Source organism: Chryseobacterium sp. S90, assembly GCF_047444895.1.
Classification (GTDB): domain Bacteria; phylum Bacteroidota; class Bacteroidia; order Flavobacteriales; family Weeksellaceae; genus Chryseobacterium.
In genome coordinates, this window is record NZ_JBLGCX010000001.1 from 1,133,402 (window position 1) to 1,151,987 (window position 18,586).

The 18,586-nt window shown below is 36.0% G+C and carries 16 protein-coding genes; 9 read left to right on the plus strand and 7 right to left on the minus strand.

The annotated features are described in order from the left end of the window. Window positions 1-39 precede the first annotated feature (39 nt). Window positions 40-2,574, minus strand: a complete 2,535-nt coding sequence (locus tag ACLMCG_RS05290; RefSeq protein ID WP_413959068.1) for a phosphoenolpyruvate carboxylase — start codon at window positions 2,572-2,574, stop codon at window positions 40-42. Between the two features lie 130 nt (window positions 2,575-2,704). On the opposite strand from ACLMCG_RS05290, the gene ACLMCG_RS05295 reads away from it, so the two are divergent. The 3 genes from ACLMCG_RS05295 (at window position 2,705) to ACLMCG_RS05305 (ending at window position 4,542) form a co-directional block, all read left to right on the plus strand. After that, a complete protein-coding gene (locus ACLMCG_RS05295) occupies window positions 2,705-3,424 on the plus strand; it encodes a hypothetical protein (RefSeq protein WP_223600226.1) in 720 nt (239 codons plus the stop codon). A gap of 72 nt (window positions 3,425-3,496) precedes the next feature. Next, complete coding sequence (locus ACLMCG_RS05300; protein ID WP_413959069.1) at window positions 3,497-3,901, plus strand: hypothetical protein; 405 nt, start codon at window positions 3,497-3,499, stop codon at window positions 3,899-3,901. A 35-nt stretch (window positions 3,902-3,936) separates the two neighbouring features. After that, window positions 3,937-4,542 carry a hypothetical protein gene (locus tag ACLMCG_RS05305; protein ID WP_413959070.1) on the plus strand — a complete coding sequence of 202 codons (606 nt, stop codon included), beginning with the start codon at window positions 3,937-3,939 and terminating at the stop codon, window positions 4,540-4,542. 237 nt (window positions 4,543-4,779) lie between these two features. On the opposite strand, the gene lpdA is transcribed toward ACLMCG_RS05305, so the two are convergent. Beyond that, a complete protein-coding gene (gene lpdA / locus ACLMCG_RS05310) occupies window positions 4,780-6,180 on the minus strand; it encodes a dihydrolipoyl dehydrogenase (RefSeq protein ID WP_413959071.1) in 1,401 nt (466 codons plus the stop codon). 99 nt (window positions 6,181-6,279) lie between these two features. Here lpdA and ACLMCG_RS05315 point away from each other — a divergent pair, with 99 nt between their 5' ends. From ACLMCG_RS05315 to ACLMCG_RS05335, 5 genes are all read left to right on the plus strand, one after another. Beyond that, complete coding sequence (locus tag ACLMCG_RS05315) at window positions 6,280-6,687, plus strand: winged helix-turn-helix transcriptional regulator (protein WP_413959072.1); 408 nt, start codon at window positions 6,280-6,282, stop codon at window positions 6,685-6,687. 113 nt (window positions 6,688-6,800) lie between these two features. Continuing rightward, window positions 6,801-7,964: an iron-containing alcohol dehydrogenase gene (locus tag ACLMCG_RS05320; RefSeq protein WP_413959073.1), complete on the plus strand. Its 1,164-nt coding sequence runs from the start codon at window positions 6,801-6,803 to the stop codon at window positions 7,962-7,964. A 306-nt stretch (window positions 7,965-8,270) separates the two neighbouring features. After that, a complete protein-coding gene (locus ACLMCG_RS05325) occupies window positions 8,271-8,735 on the plus strand; it encodes a lipocalin family protein (RefSeq protein ID WP_223600234.1) in 465 nt (154 codons plus the stop codon). Between the two features lie 65 nt (window positions 8,736-8,800). Beyond that, the gene (locus ACLMCG_RS05330; protein ID WP_047423368.1) at window positions 8,801-9,457 is read left to right on the plus strand and encodes a GDSL-type esterase/lipase family protein; all 657 of its coding nucleotides are present in this window, start codon (window positions 8,801-8,803) and stop codon (window positions 9,455-9,457) included. Window positions 9,458-9,467: 10 nt separating this feature from the next. Continuing rightward, on the plus strand, window positions 9,468-10,418 hold the full coding sequence (locus ACLMCG_RS05335; protein ID WP_413959074.1) for a tetratricopeptide repeat protein: 951 nt from the start codon (window positions 9,468-9,470) through the stop codon (window positions 10,416-10,418). A gap of 41 nt (window positions 10,419-10,459) precedes the next feature. On the opposite strand, the gene ACLMCG_RS05340 is transcribed toward ACLMCG_RS05335, so the two are convergent. From ACLMCG_RS05340 to ACLMCG_RS05350, 3 genes are all read right to left on the minus strand, one after another. Beyond that, complete coding sequence (locus tag ACLMCG_RS05340) at window positions 10,460-11,812, minus strand: DEAD/DEAH box helicase (RefSeq protein ID WP_213278686.1); 1,353 nt, start codon at window positions 11,810-11,812, stop codon at window positions 10,460-10,462. A gap of 177 nt (window positions 11,813-11,989) precedes the next feature. Continuing rightward, window positions 11,990-12,499: a hypothetical protein gene (locus ACLMCG_RS05345; protein WP_413959075.1), complete on the minus strand. Its 510-nt coding sequence runs from the start codon at window positions 12,497-12,499 to the stop codon at window positions 11,990-11,992. A gap of 110 nt (window positions 12,500-12,609) precedes the next feature. After that, complete coding sequence (locus ACLMCG_RS05350; RefSeq protein ID WP_413959076.1) at window positions 12,610-14,256, minus strand: ABC1 kinase family protein; 1,647 nt, start codon at window positions 14,254-14,256, stop codon at window positions 12,610-12,612. 210 nt (window positions 14,257-14,466) lie between these two features. Here ACLMCG_RS05350 and ACLMCG_RS05355 point away from each other — a divergent pair, with 210 nt between their 5' ends. Beyond that, window positions 14,467-14,628, plus strand: coding sequence for a hypothetical protein (locus ACLMCG_RS05355; protein ID WP_167498792.1), 162 nt, complete (start codon window positions 14,467-14,469; stop codon window positions 14,626-14,628). A gap of 218 nt (window positions 14,629-14,846) precedes the next feature. Here the strand turns inward: ACLMCG_RS05355 and ACLMCG_RS05360 are convergent, their stop codons facing one another. Both ACLMCG_RS05360 and guaA read right to left on the minus strand, forming a co-directional pair. Continuing rightward, window positions 14,847-16,355 (minus strand): nitrilase-related carbon-nitrogen hydrolase, encoded by a 1,509-nt coding sequence (locus ACLMCG_RS05360; protein WP_413959077.1) that lies wholly within the window; start codon window positions 16,353-16,355, stop codon window positions 14,847-14,849. A gap of 537 nt (window positions 16,356-16,892) precedes the next feature. Beyond that, on the minus strand, window positions 16,893-18,440 hold the full coding sequence (gene guaA / locus ACLMCG_RS05365; protein WP_413959412.1) for a glutamine-hydrolyzing GMP synthase: 1,548 nt from the start codon (window positions 18,438-18,440) through the stop codon (window positions 16,893-16,895). Window positions 18,441-18,586 lie beyond the last annotated feature (146 nt).

Genomic DNA, 18,586 nt, shown 5'->3' on the forward strand with positions numbered 1-18,586 from the left:
TAGCTGTACAATTTGTACAAAAAACTGATATAAAATAGTTTATGCAGAGTTTCTGCTGGCGTTAATATTTCCGAATAGTGAACGTGTTACCAGCTTTTCATAAGCTTCTTTATTCCCTTCACCTTTCTGTATTTTCATCAACGCATATTGTTGAATGCTCAATAATGGAAGTACAATCTTTTCGCGGATTTTCACTGATTTTCTTGACAAAGGATCTTCTTCCTGAAGCATTTTGAAACCGGTCAGTTCCAGCATAATATCTCTTGAAAGCTCATATTCATCAAAAAGAACATTCCAGAATGCACCAAACTTAGGGTTATTTTTAATATAATAAGTCAGAGGGAAATAGGATTTGTTCATACTCATCATAGAGTTCAATACTAAAGTTTTAAAGAAATCTGACCCTTTATACAGTTCTCTTACTTCTTCAAATCTTCCCTGTTCTTTCATCTTTTGCATGGCATATCCAAAACCGAAGAACCCGGGAACATTCTGTTTCAGCTGTGACCATGAACCCACAAACGGAATCGCTCTCAGATCTTCAAATTTCAGTTCGCTTCCGTTTCCTCTTTTTGAAGGACGGCTTCCGATATTTGTTTTTCCGTAATATTCAAGGGTACTCATCTCCTGAAGGTAAGGAACAAACATAGGATGAGCCTTTAAATCTGAATATTTTCCGTAGCTGATATCCGCCAATTCAATGATCAAAGCTCTTTCTTTTTCCGTAAGTTCTTTTTTTGCATTTTTGAATACATCATTTTCCACACCAGCGGTCAAAAGCTGTTCAAAATTGTATTTTGCCTGCTCTTTATTTCCAAAAATACTGGTAATGGTCTGGCCCTGAATCGTAAGTTCAATTTTATTATTGGCAATCGTTTTTCCCTGAGAAGCATAGAAATCGTGGGTTTTTCCACCTCCTCTGGCTGGCGGTCCTCCTCTGCCATCGAAGAATACGACTTTGATATTGTTCTGCTCGGAAAGTTTAGTTAATACTTCTTTTGCTTTATAAATTTCCCAGTTGGCTTTTAAATATCCACCATCTTTGGTCCCATCAGAAAATCCAAGCATAATGGTCTGCTGGTTCCCTCTTTTTTCAAGATGCTTTTTATAGACAGGATTATGATACAGTTCATTCATCACATTTTCTGCGTTGGCAAGCCCTTCCATCGTTTCAAAAAGCGGAACGATATCCATATTGATATCTTCGTCTTTGTACCCGCAAATCTTAAAGAATGCATAGACATTCATCACATCTTTCACCGCATCGGAATTGGAAATAATATAACGGTTCATTCCTCTCAATCCGTTCAGATTCTGAATATCTGTAACCTGTGAAACTGTTAACAATGTATCTTTCACAATATCTTCAAAATCTTCAGGATTTACATTTTCCGAAATCTGAATCAGTTTATTGAATTTCTGTTCGTAATCAGTCTCTTCATTTCCGTATACTTTTGCGTAAACGTCATCAATCACTTTCTGATGAATCCTGCTGTCCTGGCGGATATCCAACGTGGCAAAGTGAGTTCCGAAGATCATCACACGATCCCTGAAATTGGCCAGAAGGTCTAAAAACAAAGCGTTATGTTCATTAACTAATATTTTTTCCGCTTCTGCAGCTTTCTTTAAAATATCTTCAGCTGTAATAGTTTTTCCATCAAAAATGGCAGCATACAACGCTTCACTTAATTGGGTTAAAACTTCAGAAACTCCTCTGAAACTCAATCTTCTTCTGATAAATTTCAAATGGCTGTAATAGGACTTCAGAATGGCTGAACGAAGTTCTTCTGCTACTCTTTTCGTTACCTCTGCTGTTACAAACGGATTTCCGTCTCTGTCTCCTCCAGGCCAGAATCCAAGCTGGATAATATCTTCATGAAGGTGAAAATGTCCGTTTCCGAATGTCTTTTTGATCTTCGTAAACAATTCGCCAATGGTATCGTAATACACATATCTAAGGTATGAAATGATGCTTAAAGCTTCATCTATAGGAGTAGGTTTCTCTTTGTTGACAAAAGGAGTCTTCCCCAATTGCTGCAGAAGCATATCAATTTGAGTAACGGAATCACTGGTAATAGCTCCTCTTAAATCCTGAATGATCCTTTGTACTGAGCTTGGATAAAACTGAGTGGGATGCGCCGTAAATACAACCTTTACGCTAAAATCTTTTAATTTTTCGCGTACTTTTTCAATTTTATGATCCTGAAAAGAACGTTCAAAGAGATTGGTTACGGTTCCGCTGTCACTTTCAGAGTGAAGATTGGGAAAAGCAGCATCTTCAATACTGTCAAATAAGACTACCTGTCTTTCTATATACTGAATGATCTTAAAAAGCAGTTCGAGTTTCTGCTCCTCGGTCTGAAGATCGGTATGGTTTTTAAAAAATTCTTCGACGATATTTTCGGGAGTTTTTCCTGCTTCATAGCCAGTTTTGCTTTCCTCATAAAGAAACGGAAGCAGCATTCCGATATTCGTCATTTTATCATAGGGCAGGCTCATAAATAATGAATTGTAGATCTGGAACTTATTTTCCACGATCTGCCTGAATTTTTCTGCGCGTTGGTCGTGTATCATAATAACAAATGTAAGTGATTTTGGAATGAGTTGGGTTGACAAATGACAAAAAATTAAAGGAGGAAAAGCAAAAAATTATATTAATTTTTATTCAGGAATTACTTAGTTTTGAAAGCTATTTAAACGAACCATGATTAAATTCAATTTCAACGCCAATGTAAATATTAAAACCAACGGAACCCAGCTTGACAAAAAGGGACTGAAAACTATTTTAATCATATTTGGAGTGTTTATGCTGGTCTTTGTTTTTTCAGCAATAGCTTTTAGCTCTTTTGTGTTTGGCAGTATGGAATCAATGCAGAAAAGAGTTGATGAGTACAATAAGCAGATAGATGTCATTCACTCATTACCTGTTCTTAAATGCACCGTTTATACAGACCAAACGATCTCAGCTCCTCTATCAGGAAAAGATGCGGCATTCTATCTGCTGCGCGTGGGTACCGTTAAACAAAACAAACGATCTAAAGGGATTTACGAAAAATTCGATTACGTTATGGCAGCAGGCTATCCCAAAGGAGCTCAACTTTTAATCAATGGACAACTATATCCTATTGATTTTAATAGCTGCATCATAAAAAATCCAGACCAAAGAAATATACCGTTTGTCTACGAAACTTATACAACCAGCGATAGAACACCGTACTATCTGCAAGATTATAAACCCAGAGGAACTCAAAAAATTTCTTTATTAAAAGATCAGCATCCCTGGATTCAGTCTTTTTTTGAACCTGGCGGATTAAACAATCTTCTTGTCAATGAATATATTTTCAAGAATGGTGATTCTGTCTATATCAAAGGAAAAATTGAGAATAACAGAATTGTTCCGTTTGTGGAACATATGCTCGACTAATTCTTTGAGATATGTGTAAGAGTCTGTTTAATATAATTTTCATTAATTTTACTCATATAACATCCATAATCCATGAAAAAAATATTTACTTTTTTACTCTTAGCAATGCTGTTCATCTCTTGTGAAAAAGATTGTTACAATCCACCGTTACCCATCATTTTTGAGTTCGTAAACTCCAATAATGAAAATATTATTGCCAACGGAACATTGACCACCTATTCGGTACAGGATGAAAATAATGTTAATGTACAATTAACCAAAACATCAGACAACAAGGTTATTGTAGAAAATGTAGGTGCTTATAACGGAACAAAAAATTATAAATTTTATTCTAATATTAAAAACCTTGATTTTGCAATACAATCATCGGAATTTAAAGGTGCTTGTGATGGGTATCAAATCAATAAACTGACTTTTACGGGCATCAATATTGATGTAACTGATGAAAAAGGATATTATAAAATTGTATTGGAATAATTCTCTTTAAATTTGCACTGCAAAACACTTTCTCTATGAAACTCATCATCACTTTTTCCCTGATCTTTTCCAATCTGCTTTTTGGCCAGATCAAGGTTCCTGATGATTATAAAAAAATTCCTGATATCCTTGATACGGTAGATTATCTCTATCCTTTCATTGTTCCTGATAAAGATTATGCCTACTGGCGGGTGTTCAGCAATGACACTGATTATGAAAAAGCAGTGATCTATGAAAGCCAGGCTCCCGATTTTATGACGATCAACGAGCCTGTTCCGGAAAGAGGTTTTTTCCAGAAATGTATGGGCAACAACTGCTTTTCATACATCCTTGCATGCAAAAATGAAAGATCTGTTTATTTCTCAAATGAACAGCAGTTAAGAGATTTTATCGGAACTGTGGACAATCTTCCGGAAGCTATTCTGCTGGCAAAAACATATGGATATTCAGTGGATACGAGTAATCGTTTTACCGGAGCTTATAAAATTGAGGACCGTAATATCTCTATGTATCTTATGCAGTCTAAAGGCTGTCCGGCTGCGAAAGAATCTTTTTTGGTTAAAATCAATAGAAAAACCGGAAAATTGGAAGCGAAAAGCAATGGAATTTATGCAAAGGATGAAAACTGCACTTCATTGTAATTTTTTTTGAAAACGCTAAGACGCAAAACAGTTTTATATACTTCATGTTTTAAGGCGCAAAGATTTTATCTGCGATAAAATTGATGACTTGAATTTTTTAAACCATTAAGATTTTTTAAGATGATAAGAGTAGTTAAGGGAAATAGCTGAAGCTATTTTTTATCGATGTGCTTCATTTTCAGTCAAAGATGGTCTTAACTCTATTATTGCCTTCATTAATCTTAATGGTTTAATTTCTTATATATTAACAGCTCCCTGTCCGGATGCAATGAGGTAAGCTTCCTTCAGAGTTTCGGAATAGGTTGGATGGGCATAGGAAATCCGGAACATGTCTTCTGCTGTTACTTCATATTCCTGAGCAATAACACCTTGAGCGATCAAATCTGCAGCCCTGGCCCCAATGATGTGAACTCCCAGCACTTCTCCGTATTTCGGATCTACCAGTACTTTTGCAAAACCTTCCATATCCATTGAAGCCCGGGCCCTTGCGCTGGCAGAAAACGGAAATTTTCCAACGTTGTAAGCGATGTTATTTTTTTTCAGATATTCTTCGGTATATCCTACTGAAGCTACTTCAGGCCACGTATACACCACAGAAGGAATTCTGTTGTAATGAATGTGGTGCTTTTGTCCGTTAATAGTTTCTGCTACAAAGACACCTTCTTCTTCCGCTTTATGAGCCAGCATTGCCCCACCGATAACATCGCCAATCGCGTAGATATTGGAAGCTGATGTCCGGTTGTTTTCATCCACTTTAATAAATCCTCTCTCGTCAAGCTTTACATCCGTATTTTCAAGACCAAGACTTTTTACGTAAGGACTTCTGCCTACCGCAACCAAAATATAGTCCGCCTCCAACTCTCCTTCTGCTCCATTTTTATCTTTAAAAAATACTTTAGCTTTAGAACCCGCATTCTCAGTTCTATAAACAGCTTGATTAAGACGGATATCAATTCCTTCTTTTTTCAGGATTTTCTGAAGATTTTTTCCCAGTTCATGATCCATCGCGGCAATCAGATGATCTGCATATTCCAGGATGGTGACTTTCGTTCCGATACGGTTAAAAATAGAAGCCATTTCTACTCCAATGACTCCACCGCCAATAATCACCATGGATTCCGGCTTTTCCTGTAAAGACAATGCTTCTGTAGAAGTAATGATTCTTTTTTTATCAATTTCCACTCCCGAAATACTTGATGGTTTTGATCCTGTCGCTATGATATAATACTGCGCTGTAATTTCTTTTGTTTCAGATCCGTTTATAATTTTCACCGTAGAATTATTAATAAAACCTGCCGTTCCTTTCAGGCGGGTAATTTTATTTTTATTCATTAAAAAATCAAGACCTCCAGTATTTTTGGAGACAACCTCCGCTTTTCTCCTGTACATTTGCTGGAAATCAAGTTCAATCTTGTCCAGTTTTATTCCGTGTTCACTGAATTGATGGTGTGCCTCTGCATAATGATGGGTACTGTCCAGTAAAGCTTTAGTTGGAATACATCCTACATTGGTACATGTTCCTCCCAGTGTATCATACTTTTCTATAATTACAGTTTTATATCCCAGCTGTGCACTTCTTATAGCAGCCACATATCCTCCGGGTCCTGAGCCGATTACGGCAATGTCATAATGATCCATTTGATTTATTAATTTTTTATGATTAAATTTACTTGCAAAATAAAAGTAAAAATAAAATAAATACTTTCATTCTGCAAGTATTATTTCAAAATTAACAATATGAGTAAAAAAAGATCAGATTGTCCTATCAGTTGCTCGCTGGAAATGTGGGGTGATAAATGGTCCCTGCTAATCATAAGAGATCTTATGCTGAAAAAGGAATGTACTTATGGAGACTTCCTGAAAGCAGATGAAAAAATTGCCACCAATATTCTGGCTTCCAGACTTCAGAATCTTCTGGATAATGGGATTATTGATAAAAAAGACCATCCGGACAGCAAGTTAAAAATTCTTTATTTTCTGACTCAGAAGGGTATTGATCTTATTCCGGTAATCGTTGAAATCAATCTTTGGGGAGACCAATACCTCACGATTCCCGATGACCGGAAAAAACTACTGGAAGAGATTAAAAAGGATAAGGAAGATTTTATCAGAAGAGCTAAAGCCTATCTTTCATCTGAAGTTTAGCATGCTTCATAGAGCCATAGCTTTCATAAAATATAATAATAGCAATTTTAAAATTTCGTTAACTCAATTTTCCTTTTCCATTCCGTAAATTTGGGTAAAATAAATTTAGAACAATGCTTAATTTCGAGTTTAAAAATCCAACAAAAATACTTTTCGGGAAAGGTGAAATTGCTAAAATTTCCAAAGAAATTCCTAAAGATGCCAAAATATTAATGATTTACGGAGGCGGAAGCATCAAAAATAATGGTGTTTACGATCAGGTAAAAGAGGCTTTAAAAGATCATGAAGTATATGAATTTGGCGGAGTTCCAGCCAATCCTGAATATGAAGTCTTAATCAATGCTTTAAGTTTTATTAAAGAAAAAAACATTACCTATCTTCTTGCTGTTGGTGGCGGATCTGTAATTGACGGAACAAAATTTATCTCTGTAGCAGCTAATTATGATGGTGAGCCATGGGATATCCTTAGAAATTCGGTAAGAACTTTTGAAGGACAAGGAATGCCGTTCGGAAGTATTTTAACGCTTCCTGCAACCGGTTCTGAAATGAATTCAGGGTATGTTATTTCAAGAAGGGAAACCAATGAAAAATTATCTTCAGGAGGACCCGGACTTTTCCCACAGTTTTCTGTTTTGGATCCGGAAGTAGTCAGATCAATTCCAAAAAACCAGATTGTGAACGGAATTACAGATGCCTACACTCACGTGTTGGAACAATACATGACTGCACCTTCTTCTGCTGACCTTCAGGAAAGAATTGCTGAAAGCATCCTGATCAGTCTTCAGGAAACCGCTCCTAAAGTATTGGCTGATGATTTCAACTATGATGCTGCCGGAAACTTTATGTGGTGCTGTACAATGGCTCTGAACGGACTGATCCAGAAAGGAGTGATTACAGACTGGGCAGTACATGCTATGGGTCATGAACTGACGGCTTATTTCGGTATTGATCACGCAAGAACGCTGGCAATTATCGCTCCGTCCCACTACCGTTATAATTTTGATGACAAGAAAGGAAAACTGGCACAATATGCAGAGAGAGTCTGGGGAATAAAAGACGGAAGTGTAGAAGAAAAAGCAGAACTGGGTATCAGAAAAATGGAAGAGTTCTTCCACAGCCTTCATATCAAAACCAAACTTTCTGAGTACACAGAAGACTTTAAAGGAACCGCTGAAAAAGTTGAAAAAGCCTTTACAGACAGAAAATGGCTAGGTCTTGGAGAATATAAAAAACTAACTCCGCAGGATGCTTATAAGATTGTAGAGATGAGCTACTAAAAATTCAAAGTTCAAAATTTAAGGTGTAAAGTTTGCTGAATCTTCTAAGTTTTGACTGAAGCTAAAGTAGCAATTTATTTATAGGAAGCGGGTTTTAGCCCGCTTCTTTTGATTTTAAATGGTATCAACAAATATGTTGTAAACTCTTTAAATCAATTTTTTATGTTTAACGGTTTTATACGCTTGAAAATACTGATTACGCTATCGAAATTATTCAATTTACAAACATTCGTTTAAAAAATCATTATTTCATTATAAATATTTCAAATTTATTTATATTTTAGCATATTCTTAAAATTTGTGAAAATGAAAAAACAGCTACTTTTATTTACCTTTTCTGCCCTGGCGCTTACTTCTTGTAAAGATGACAATCTTGAAGCTTACGAAATGGATATCATGAAGGGAGATTGGAAGGAAGTTAAAAGGGAAATAATTTCCGGAAAAGATAATAAAACAGTGCTTCAATCTTATCCAAACACCGGATGTGCAGCTAAAAATACTCTTTTCTTCAGAACAGATTATTATGTGAGTTATACAGCATTTACAGGAGTAGGTGCAGACTGCCAAATGGATCAAAAAAGCGAGGGAAGGTATACTTATGATGCTGACTCAAAAGTTTTGGGAATTAAGCTTGGCGATGAAGAAGCATCGGCAAACTACAGGGTAGATGTCCTGACGGGTAAAGAACTTAGACTTGCCCAGCAGTTCGGAAATTTTGATCTGGATGGAGACAAAATTCCTGAAGTTACTTATGTTACTTACAAAAGATAAATCATAAAACTCCCGTTAACCGGGAGTTTTTTATTACTTTTATATCTAATTTAAAACTGAATATAATGAAGAAGATTCTATCAGCATTTCTATTGCTGTATTTTGCTATTGCCTTTTCTCAGGAGAAAAAACCAATGTTCTGGCAGGACATCCAGGAATTCAAAAAACAGGATCAGCAAAACCCGCCGCCAAAGGATGCGATTTTATTTCTGGGAAGTTCATCATTCACAAAATGGACTGATATCGCAGATTATTTTCCTGATAAAAAAATCATCAACAGAGGATTCGGAGGATCCAGACTTACAGATCTTAATGATTTTTCGGAGGATCTTTTAGCTCCTTATCAGCCTAAACAGATCATTATTTACTGTGGTGAAAATGATTTTGCAGACAATCATCAGTTAAAAGCAAAAGTAGTTGTTGACAGATATAAAGCCTTTTATAAAAAAATACGTGAAAGATTTCCTAATATTGAAGTTGATTATATCTCTATCAAATACTCGCCAAGCAGAGAAGTGATCTGGCCGCAGATGAAAATTGCCAACAAAAAGATTGCTGCATTTATGAAAAAAGAACCCAATGCTGAATTCATTGATGTGACTAAAGCCATGGAAGATGCTAATGGAAATGTAAGAAAAGATATTTTTGTGGAAGATATGCTTCATTTTAAGCCGGAGGGATATAAAATCTGGACCAAAGTGATCACTCCTTATCTGAAATAAACTATAACCCATGATAAAAAAAACTATAACCATTTTATTTTCCGTTTTATTGTATTCTCTTTCATTTTCTCAGGAGAAGCCTAATGAAAAAGTTCTTCAGGAACTTTCTGAAAACGCGTGTAAATGTGCTGATTCTATTGCCCTGTCTAACAGAAAGAAAGAAGATATCATCAAAGATGTTCACGGATGTATTGACAAATACACAGGAGCGCTTCAAATATCTACTCTTTTGCAAGGAGCAGAAAAAGCATCTAAGGGAAATGAAAAAAAAGAGATTAACCTGACTTTTAATACGAATAAGAATTCACAGCAGTACAAAGACAGCTACAATGAACTTGAACGTTATCTGATGCAAAATTGCGAGAGTGTGCAAAAAGCAACCAAAACTACTGAAACCAGTTACGATAAGTTCTCAAAAAATGATATAGCAATTGACTTCTATGAGAAAGCCGCTGATGCGGGAAAAGCGGAAAACTGGAAGGAAGCTATTCAAAATTATGAACAAGCGGTAAAAGCTGATCCTAAATTTATTTATGCATGGGATAATCTGGGAATCACCTATAGAAGAGTCGGAGAATATGATAAAGCTCTTAATGCTTATAGACAATCATTAGCTGCTGATCCGAAAGGTAAAATGCCTTTACAGAATATAGCAATCACGTATGTTTATAAAAAGGAATATCAGAAAGCTATTGATGCATACAACGATTTCGACAAAGTATATCCAGGTGATCCGGAAGTTTATTATGGAATGGGGCAAGTCTACTTTACCCATCTGAAGAATAATGAGAAAGGTCTTGATAATATTTGTAAAGCATACAGGATTTATTCTGAACAAAAATCACCGTACCGATCTGATGCTGAAAAAATGATAGGATACATTTACAAGAGCATGAAAGATGAAGGTAAAACAGATAAGTTTAAAGAGATCTTAAAAAACAACAACATTCAATTCGATTAAAAATAAAAAACGATTCCTGATAATGGAATCGTTTTTCTATTTTATTTCTTTCTTTTCGATTTCGATATTGCTTTCTGCTGGGCTCTGTTGGCTCCAAACTTCTTAGGTGCCTTTCTTTTGGAAGGTCCTCCCCAGTTTTCTTTTGTATTTTTAGCTTTCTTATCATGGAATGCTCCTCCTCCATCATTCAGTTTTACCTGTGCAGGATTTTTCATTACCACCTGATCTTCTTCAGCCGCGATCTTTTTAGGATTGATTTTAACTCCTTCCGGGAATTCATTAAATTTCAATTCTTTATCCATCAATAGCTCAATATCAAGAATCAAAGGTTCTTCTTTTTTAGTTACAAAAGTAACCGCCTTTCCTTCTTTGTCTGCTCTACCTGTTCTACCGATTCTGTGAATGTACTGCTCAGGAATATCCGGTGTTTCAAAGTTGATAACATGGGTAACATTTGAAATATCAAGACCTCTTGCCATTACATCCGTAGTAATCAAACCTCTTACCTCTTCATTCTCAAAGCTTTTCATCGCCTTAAGTCTGTAATTCTGAGACTTGTTAGAGTGAATCACATCAAACTGTCCAGGGAAAAGCTCATCAATTTTAGTAAAGAGCAGATCAGCATGTCTTTTATTATTGTTAAAAATCAATACCTTAGACATATCTGTTTCGTTCTTCAGCAAATACTCAAGTAAGTTGATCTTGGTATTGAAGTTTTCTACTTTATAGGCAGTCTGCTCAATTTTTTCAAGCGGCGTTCCGGATTTTGCCAATGAAATTTCAATCGGGCTTGCAAAGTACACATCCAGCATTTCATCTACCGCTTCCGTCATGGTTGCAGAGAAAAGAATATTCTGTCTCTTTGGTTTCATCATTTCAAAAATGTGAGTAAGCTGCGGTCTGAAACCTAAATTAAGCATCTCATCAAATTCATCAATGACTAATTTCTGAACTTCTTTAAGAGAAATAGCGTTGTCTATGGAAAGGTCCATCACTCTTCCCGGTGTTCCTACCAAAATATCACAACCATCGTTGAACAATAGTTTTTGGGTATTGATATTTTTCCCTCCGTATATTCCGATTACTCTTGCAGTAATATTTTCTGTCAGTTTCTCAAGGATTTCAGTTACCTGTACTACTAATTCTCTTGTAGGAACAAGCACCAAAACAGTTGGATTTCCTGTCTTGCTGTATTTCCATGTTTTCAGAACGGGTAAAAGGTAAGCCAATGTTTTTCCGGTTCCGGTTTGTGCAATTCCCATTACATCTCTTCCTGAAAGAATAGGTTTTAAGCTCTTCTCCTGAATGGGTGTAGGTTCAAATAATTCCAAATCCGCTAAAACATCAAGAATTTTAACCGGCAGGTCAAAATCTGCAAAAGTGAGTTTTTCCATTTTGCAAAGATAGGTATTTAATTACAAGTTAAAAATTAGGGGTTGCAGATATTAGGCAACAGGTTGCAGGGACTCGTTATTAAAAGTGATTCACTGATTATATTTAATTAACCCAAAGAACATTTATAACAATACGTTAAACCAGCAACAAAAAACAACCAGCAACAAATTAATTTCCTAATTCACTTTTACACTATTGACCTTAATTTTAATGTCATCATCTTCCCATTTGCTGGAGGTAACGATAACGTATCCTTTCTTTTTGGGATCTTTTTTGATCGGAAATTTGTCTTCTTCCCACTGATGGCAATGCGTTGAAATAGATGGCAATAATGGTTTCCAGCCTGTTTTGCTTAAAGTATATACATAAAAAGGATGCCAGCAGCTGGTACACCAATTCGGGTAAAATCCGATCTCCTCTTTCCCGTCACCATTAAGATCTCCCAGATTATACAGGCTTCCCTGATTGGCTGGTGAAATCGTGATAGGCTTTACGTTTTTATCACTGAAATAAATAGTTGTTTCACATTTTCCTTCACATTCGTCACCACAGTCGCTGACTTTTGTATAGGCATATTCTTTGGTTCCGTTTCCGTCAAAATCTCCCTGAATATTCTCTCTATTGGTTTCCTGAGCCATACCATATGAGCTGAATAAGGTGATTGCGGTTATAATAAGTGTTTTCATTGTGGGTTTTTGGTTTTTAGTTGCGGGGGTTCAGATTGCGAGATTCGGGATTCGGGTTTATAGTGCAGAACGGAAAAATTATTGGAATTGTTTCATTTTTAATTCGTTTATCACTTTCTTGTCACTCTCAGTAAAAGTATTAATACCAGAATAATTGAAAATACAAAACCTAAGACTGCTACTAACGACAACTCTCCTATTCTTGGTCCTGATTCTGAACTAAAAACGATGGCTGTTGCAATGATATTTGCGCCTAAGACCATAGCCAGAATTAAATTAACCACACTGGATTTGATCAGTTGGTTGGTCTTGTCTATATTTTTGATTTCGCTGGAAACGGTGAATTTATTTTCATCCAGTTTTTGAAGAACAGAACGGAGCTCTTTCGGGATTTCATCTACATTATCCGTAAAATTCATCATTCTATCCATCCCTGTTTTTAAAAGATTCTTAGGATTTATTTTTTTGGTGAAAATCTTTTTCGTGTAGGGATGAAGACTTTTAACGATATCCAGATCAGGGTTAATACTTCTTCCAACACCTTCTATCAGGCTGATTCCTTTGAATAAAAGATAGAAATAATCCGGCATATAAAGCCTGTTATCCTTTAAAATATCCTTCATCTTGTTGATGATCACCTGCACATTAATATCCTGAAGTGATGAGCTGTGAACAAAATTCAAAATATCTTCTACGTCATTTTCAAACCGTCTTTCGTCCGGTATTTCATAGCTTATGGCCATTTTTTTGAGTGACCGGACTATTTTATGGGAGTTTTTAGCGACAAAACTTACAATAAGATTTTCAAGAATTTCTTTATCATTAGGCTGAATTTTTCCTACCGCTCCAAAATCAATGAACACAATTTTACCGTCTTTTTTCACTAAAATATTACCGGCATGAGGATCTGCATGGAAGAATCCATAGTCTAAGATCTGTGATACAAAAAGCCTTAGTCCTGCTTCGGAAACTTTTACAGGGTCAATATCATTTGCCAGCAGCACTGATTTATCGGTAACCTTTATCCCATCGATAAATTCCATACAAAGAATATTGTTGTTGGAAAATTCTTCGTAGACTTTAGGAACATAGGTTTCTTTATTATTCTTAAAGTTCAGACGGAACTGCAGGATATTATTTCTTTCATTAGTAAGAGAAACCTCTTCGAGCAAAGATCTTTCAAAGGTAGAAATCGCCTGTTTCAGATTCAGTTTTTCTCCTATTTCAGAATAGGCAGAAATCAGCTTTTCAATGTCTTTAATCAACAATAAATCATCTTCAATAACCGACTGTACATCAGGTTTTCTCAGTTTTAAAATCACCGGACTGCCATCCAGCAAAACCGCTTTATACACTTGTGCAATGGAAGCTGTGGCCAGAGGTTCTTTCTGAATTTCACGGAAATAGTCCTTCACGGAAATATTGAATTCGCTTTCCAGCGCTTCTTCTACGTCCATATCTACTGTTTCCACTTTGTCCTGAAGTTTCTGCAGCTCCTGAATCAATTCCGGCGGTAATAAGTCTTCCCTGTTACTGAATGTCTGGCCTAATTTTACAAAAGTAGGTCCTAGCTCTTCAAGAGCCAGCCTTATTCTTTCGTAAACGGTTCCTTTTGAAATAATTTCGTCTGAGCTGGGAGTTTCTTCCTGCTTATTTCCTCCATTCATCCTTGCCAGCATATCTTTAAATCCATATTTACTCAATACGGAAATCAGTCTTGCGGATCTTTTCAGTTTTCTTTGCTGCTTATCAAACATAGTATATCAATAGTAGGTGCAATTTACTCCAAAAACTGTTCCTTTATGAAAAGAATTATTGCATCAACATCAATCCACAAAGTTAAAAATAGCAACACGTAATCAGTGTTTTAAAGAATTAAATACATCAATAATTACAAAAACATTCATTTATCATAAAAATTAATATATTTACAGCGTACAAATAAAACAAACCAAAAGTATTACAACATGAAAAATTTACGTAACAACAAACTTTCAAGAGAGCAATTAAAAGGGATTGCAGGAAACGGAATCATCATCGGATGCTCAAATCAATGCTGCCCTACAGACGGTAGACCAAGATGTCCAAAACTGATCTGCCCTGCTGTAGTATGTCCTCAGTACATGTAATCTGTCCACTCAAAGAAAATTTTAGGTAAAATAAAAAGAGACTGTCTTTCCGGGCAGTCTTTTTTTATAGGATATGGCTACAACTTTAAACAATGTCAAACGGCAACAGATCATAAGTTTTGGCTAAAGCCTTTATTACAGATAAATACATAATAAGCGGGCTAAAGCCCGCTTCTATTGATATAAAATCTATTTGAATTACCTTTTGATGATTATCTTTATTTAAGATAGGTTTCATAGAGGTCTTTCCTGCGGTCTTTCATTACCTGAACAGAGCCGTTATGATGGAGATCTTTTAGCAGATTCAGGTCTACATCCACAATCAGTGTCATTTCTGTATTGGGAGTAGCTTCACCTTTTACCGCATTGGACGGAAAGGCAAAATCTGAAGGGGTAAATACGGCAGCCTGCCCAAACTGGATATCCATATTGTTAACCTTCGGAAGATTCCCCACACAACCGGCAATCGCTACATAGCATTCATTTTCTATAGCTCTGGCAGCAGCACAGTGGCGTACTCTCATGTAGGCATTTTGGGTATCTGTCAGATAAGGAACAAACAGTATTTTCATGCCCTGATCAGCTAAAATCCTTGGTAATTCAGGGAATTCTACGTCATAGCAGATCACAAGACCTATTTTTCCGCAGTCGGTATCAAAAACTTTGATTTCATTTCCTCCTTTCATTCCATAATATCTCTTTTCGTTCGGAGTAATGTGAATTTTTCGGTATTCGTCCACGCGGCCGTCGCGGTGTAAAAGATAACTTACATTATACAAATCATTATTGTCATTATCAAAAACAGGCATACTTCCGGAAATAATATTCACGTTGTAGCTGATCGCCAGTTCTGAAATTTTATTTTTGATCTCTTCAGTAAGTTTTGCCAGCTCTATCATACTGTCTCTTTCAGAAAGGTTATTGAAGGGAGCCAGTAAAGGAGTATTAAAGAGTTCAGGGAAAAGTACAAAGTCTGATTTATAATCTCCCATTACATTCACAAAAAATTCCACCTGTTCATAAAAAGCGTCAATATCTTTGAAGTGCCTCATTTGCCATTGCACCAGTCCAAGACGGATAATGCTGTCTTGCATGGTATTCGGTTTTCTGCTGTAATAGATGTTATTCCATTGCAAAAGAACTGCATTTTCTCTTGATGCTTCATCTTCCGGAAGGTATTTTTTCAGGATTCTTATCGGAAGAAAGTTATTGGAAAGCTGGAAAGACAATACCGGATCATAAATCTCTTTATCTCTTACTTTTCTGATATATTCTCTTGGAGAAAACTCGTGGCTGTATTTGTGATAATTGGGGATTCTACCTCCAAGAACAATGGATTTTAAATTTAATAATTCACAAAGTTCTTTTCTGGCATCATATAGTCTTCTTCCCAAACGTAATTCACGAAATTCGGGATCTACAAAAACTTCAATTCCATAGAGAACATTTCCTGTGGAAGTATGGGTATTGAAGGTATAATTTCCTGTAATATCGCTATAGGTATGATCATCCCCGAATTCTTCATAATTGACTATGATGGAAAGCGCTACAGCAGCCAGCTTGCCGTCTACCGTAATACAAATCTGTCCATTAGGAAACATTTTTGTAAGCTTATCAATACTTTTTTTGGACCAAATGGATTCCGACATTTGCGGATAGGCCCTTTTCATCGTTTCCGCCAGCTCATTGTAATCCTGAAGGGTCAGGTTTCTTGTTTCTATTTGCATTTGATGTAATTTTACTTAAATTTAGGGAAAAATTAGACAAATACAGCTTAAAAAAATAACCAGTTTATTACTATTTTTATTTAAATGAAGCCATATGCACTAACCTTAATTATAAGTGTCATCATTATTTTTATCTTAAGATTTTTTTATCCTGAATCAATAATAAATATTTCACACAATTTAAACTTGTTTTCAATATCTGAACTAAATGTTCAGGAAGTTAAAACCCTTGTTTATTTATATTTAGCCGGATTAGTATTTTTAAACTATCTTATTTTCCATAAACATATATTATTCAAGCTAATCTACTGTGTACTAGTTATGATAAATATTATACTTATCATTTCTTCATTGAAACAATTTTAAAGCCCCAATGTAAAACATCATAGATTATGAAAGAGTTGATTTATCAAAAAATTCGGGAATATGATACTTTACAGTGAAGATTATTCTACAATTTTCTCAGATCATCAATTTTAACAAAAAAAAATCCCACCCAAAACGGGCAGGATTTATATTTTAAATTCAAGTCAAAGATTATTCCCACTCAATGGTTGCAGGCGGTTTGCTTGAAATATCGTAAGCTACTCTGTTGATTCCTCTTACTTCGTTGATAATTCTGCTGGAAACAGTATCAAGGAACTCGTAAGGAAGTCTGCTCCAAGTTGCCGTCATAAAGTCGATCGTATTAGCAGAACGAACTACAGCCGTGTATTCGTAAGTTCTTTCATCACCCATTACTCCTACAGATTTTACCGGAAGAAGTACAACGAATGCCTGAGATACTTTTTCGTAAAGGTCATTTTTATATAATTCCTCGATGAAGATATCGTCAGCCTCCTGAAGGATTCTTACTTTCTCAGCATCTACCGCTCCCAATACTCTGATTCCTAATCCAGGACCTGGGAAAGGGTGTCTGTATACCATGTGGTGAGGAATTCCCAACTCTTCTCCTACTCTTCTTACTTCGTCCTTGAAAAGTTCTCTTAATGGCTCTAATAATTCAAATTCCATATCTTCAGGAAGTCCTCCAACGTTGTGGTGAGACTTGATCACTGCAGATGGTCCGTTAACAGACTGGCTTTCGATAACGTCAGGGTAAATAGTACCTTGTGCAAGGAATTTAGCACCTTCAATTTTGTGAGATTCTTCGTCAAATACGTGGATAAATTCGTTTCCGATGATTTTTCTCTTTGCTTCAGGGTCATCAACACCAGCTAATTTTGTAAGAAATCTATCCTGAGCATCCACCATTTTAATGTTCATATGGAAATGCTCTCCATACTGATCCATTACTTTTTTGCCTTCATCTTTTCTCAATAATCCTGTATCTACGAAGATACAAGTTAACTGATCACCGATTGCTTTGTGGATCAAAACAGCAGCTACAGAAGAGTCTACACCACCAGAAAGTCCAAGGATTACTTTGTTGTCTCCTACTTTCTCACGGATTTCCTCAACTGTTTTTTCAATATAGTTAGTCAGTTTCCAGTTTTTCTCTGAGTTACAGATTCCGAAAACGAAATTTTCAAGCATTTTCCCTCCTTCTTCTGTATGAGATACTTCCGGGTGGAACTGAACACAGTAGATTTTACTTTCTTCGTTAGAGATAGAAGCAATTACTCCTGATTTTGCGTTCAATTCAAAACCTGCAGGCAATTCTCCCACTTCGTCAAAGTGGCTCATCCAAACAACAGAGTTCTGAGTAACTCCTTTTAATAAAGAACTTTCTTTAACGATCTCTAAGTTTGCTTTTCCGTATTCTCCTTTTTCTCCTTTATTTACTTTCCCTCCTAAAAGGTGAGCGGTCATCTGCATTCCGTAGCAGATTCCCAATACAGGAACTCCCTGCTCATACAATTCTTTTTCAACCAGGTGAGCATTTTCTGCATTCACAGAGCTTGGTCCACCGGAAAGGATAATTCCTTTTGGCTGTTTTGCTAAAATATCTTGTAATGGTGTATTGTAAGGCAAGATCTCAGAATATACGCCCATCTCACGGATTCTTCTTCCGATAAGCTGGTTGTACTGGGATCCGAAATCTAAAATAATAATACCGTTGTTCATTTTTGATAATTGATAAATGATGATTGATAAATGATAGAGCTAATGGCTTCTTGCTAATGGCTTTTGGCCTGGAAATTATTTCCCAATACACAAGCCGACTAATTTCTAACCTCTAGCTTCTAACTTCTAATTATTAACTGTTTTACAAAAAAAGACTTGGAATG

Coding starts and splice junctions, on each gene's coding strand:
- ACLMCG_RS05290 (WP_413959068.1), bottom strand. CDS start 2,574: ATGATACACGACCAACGCGCAGAAAAATTCAGGCAGATCGTGGAAAAT.
- ACLMCG_RS05295 (WP_223600226.1), top strand. CDS start 2,705: ATGATTAAATTCAATTTCAACGCCAATGTAAATATTAAAACCAACGGA.
- ACLMCG_RS05300 (WP_413959069.1), top strand. CDS start 3,497: ATGAAAAAAATATTTACTTTTTTACTCTTAGCAATGCTGTTCATCTCT.
- ACLMCG_RS05305 (WP_413959070.1), top strand. CDS start 3,937: ATGAAACTCATCATCACTTTTTCCCTGATCTTTTCCAATCTGCTTTTT.
- lpdA (WP_413959071.1), bottom strand. CDS start 6,180: ATGGATCATTATGACATTGCCGTAATCGGCTCAGGACCCGGAGGATAT.
- ACLMCG_RS05315 (WP_413959072.1), top strand. CDS start 6,280: ATGAGTAAAAAAAGATCAGATTGTCCTATCAGTTGCTCGCTGGAAATG.
- ACLMCG_RS05320 (WP_413959073.1), top strand. CDS start 6,801: ATGCTTAATTTCGAGTTTAAAAATCCAACAAAAATACTTTTCGGGAAA.
- ACLMCG_RS05325 (WP_223600234.1), top strand. CDS start 8,271: ATGAAAAAACAGCTACTTTTATTTACCTTTTCTGCCCTGGCGCTTACT.
- ACLMCG_RS05330 (WP_047423368.1), top strand. CDS start 8,801: ATGAAGAAGATTCTATCAGCATTTCTATTGCTGTATTTTGCTATTGCC.
- ACLMCG_RS05335 (WP_413959074.1), top strand. CDS start 9,468: ATGATAAAAAAAACTATAACCATTTTATTTTCCGTTTTATTGTATTCT.
- ACLMCG_RS05340 (WP_213278686.1), bottom strand. CDS start 11,812: ATGGAAAAACTCACTTTTGCAGATTTTGACCTGCCGGTTAAAATTCTT.
- ACLMCG_RS05345 (WP_413959075.1), bottom strand. CDS start 12,499: ATGAAAACACTTATTATAACCGCAATCACCTTATTCAGCTCATATGGT.
- ACLMCG_RS05350 (WP_413959076.1), bottom strand. CDS start 14,256: ATGTTTGATAAGCAGCAAAGAAAACTGAAAAGATCCGCAAGACTGATT.
- ACLMCG_RS05355 (WP_167498792.1), top strand. CDS start 14,467: ATGAAAAATTTACGTAACAACAAACTTTCAAGAGAGCAATTAAAAGGG.
- ACLMCG_RS05360 (WP_413959077.1), bottom strand. CDS start 16,355: ATGCAAATAGAAACAAGAAACCTGACCCTTCAGGATTACAATGAGCTG.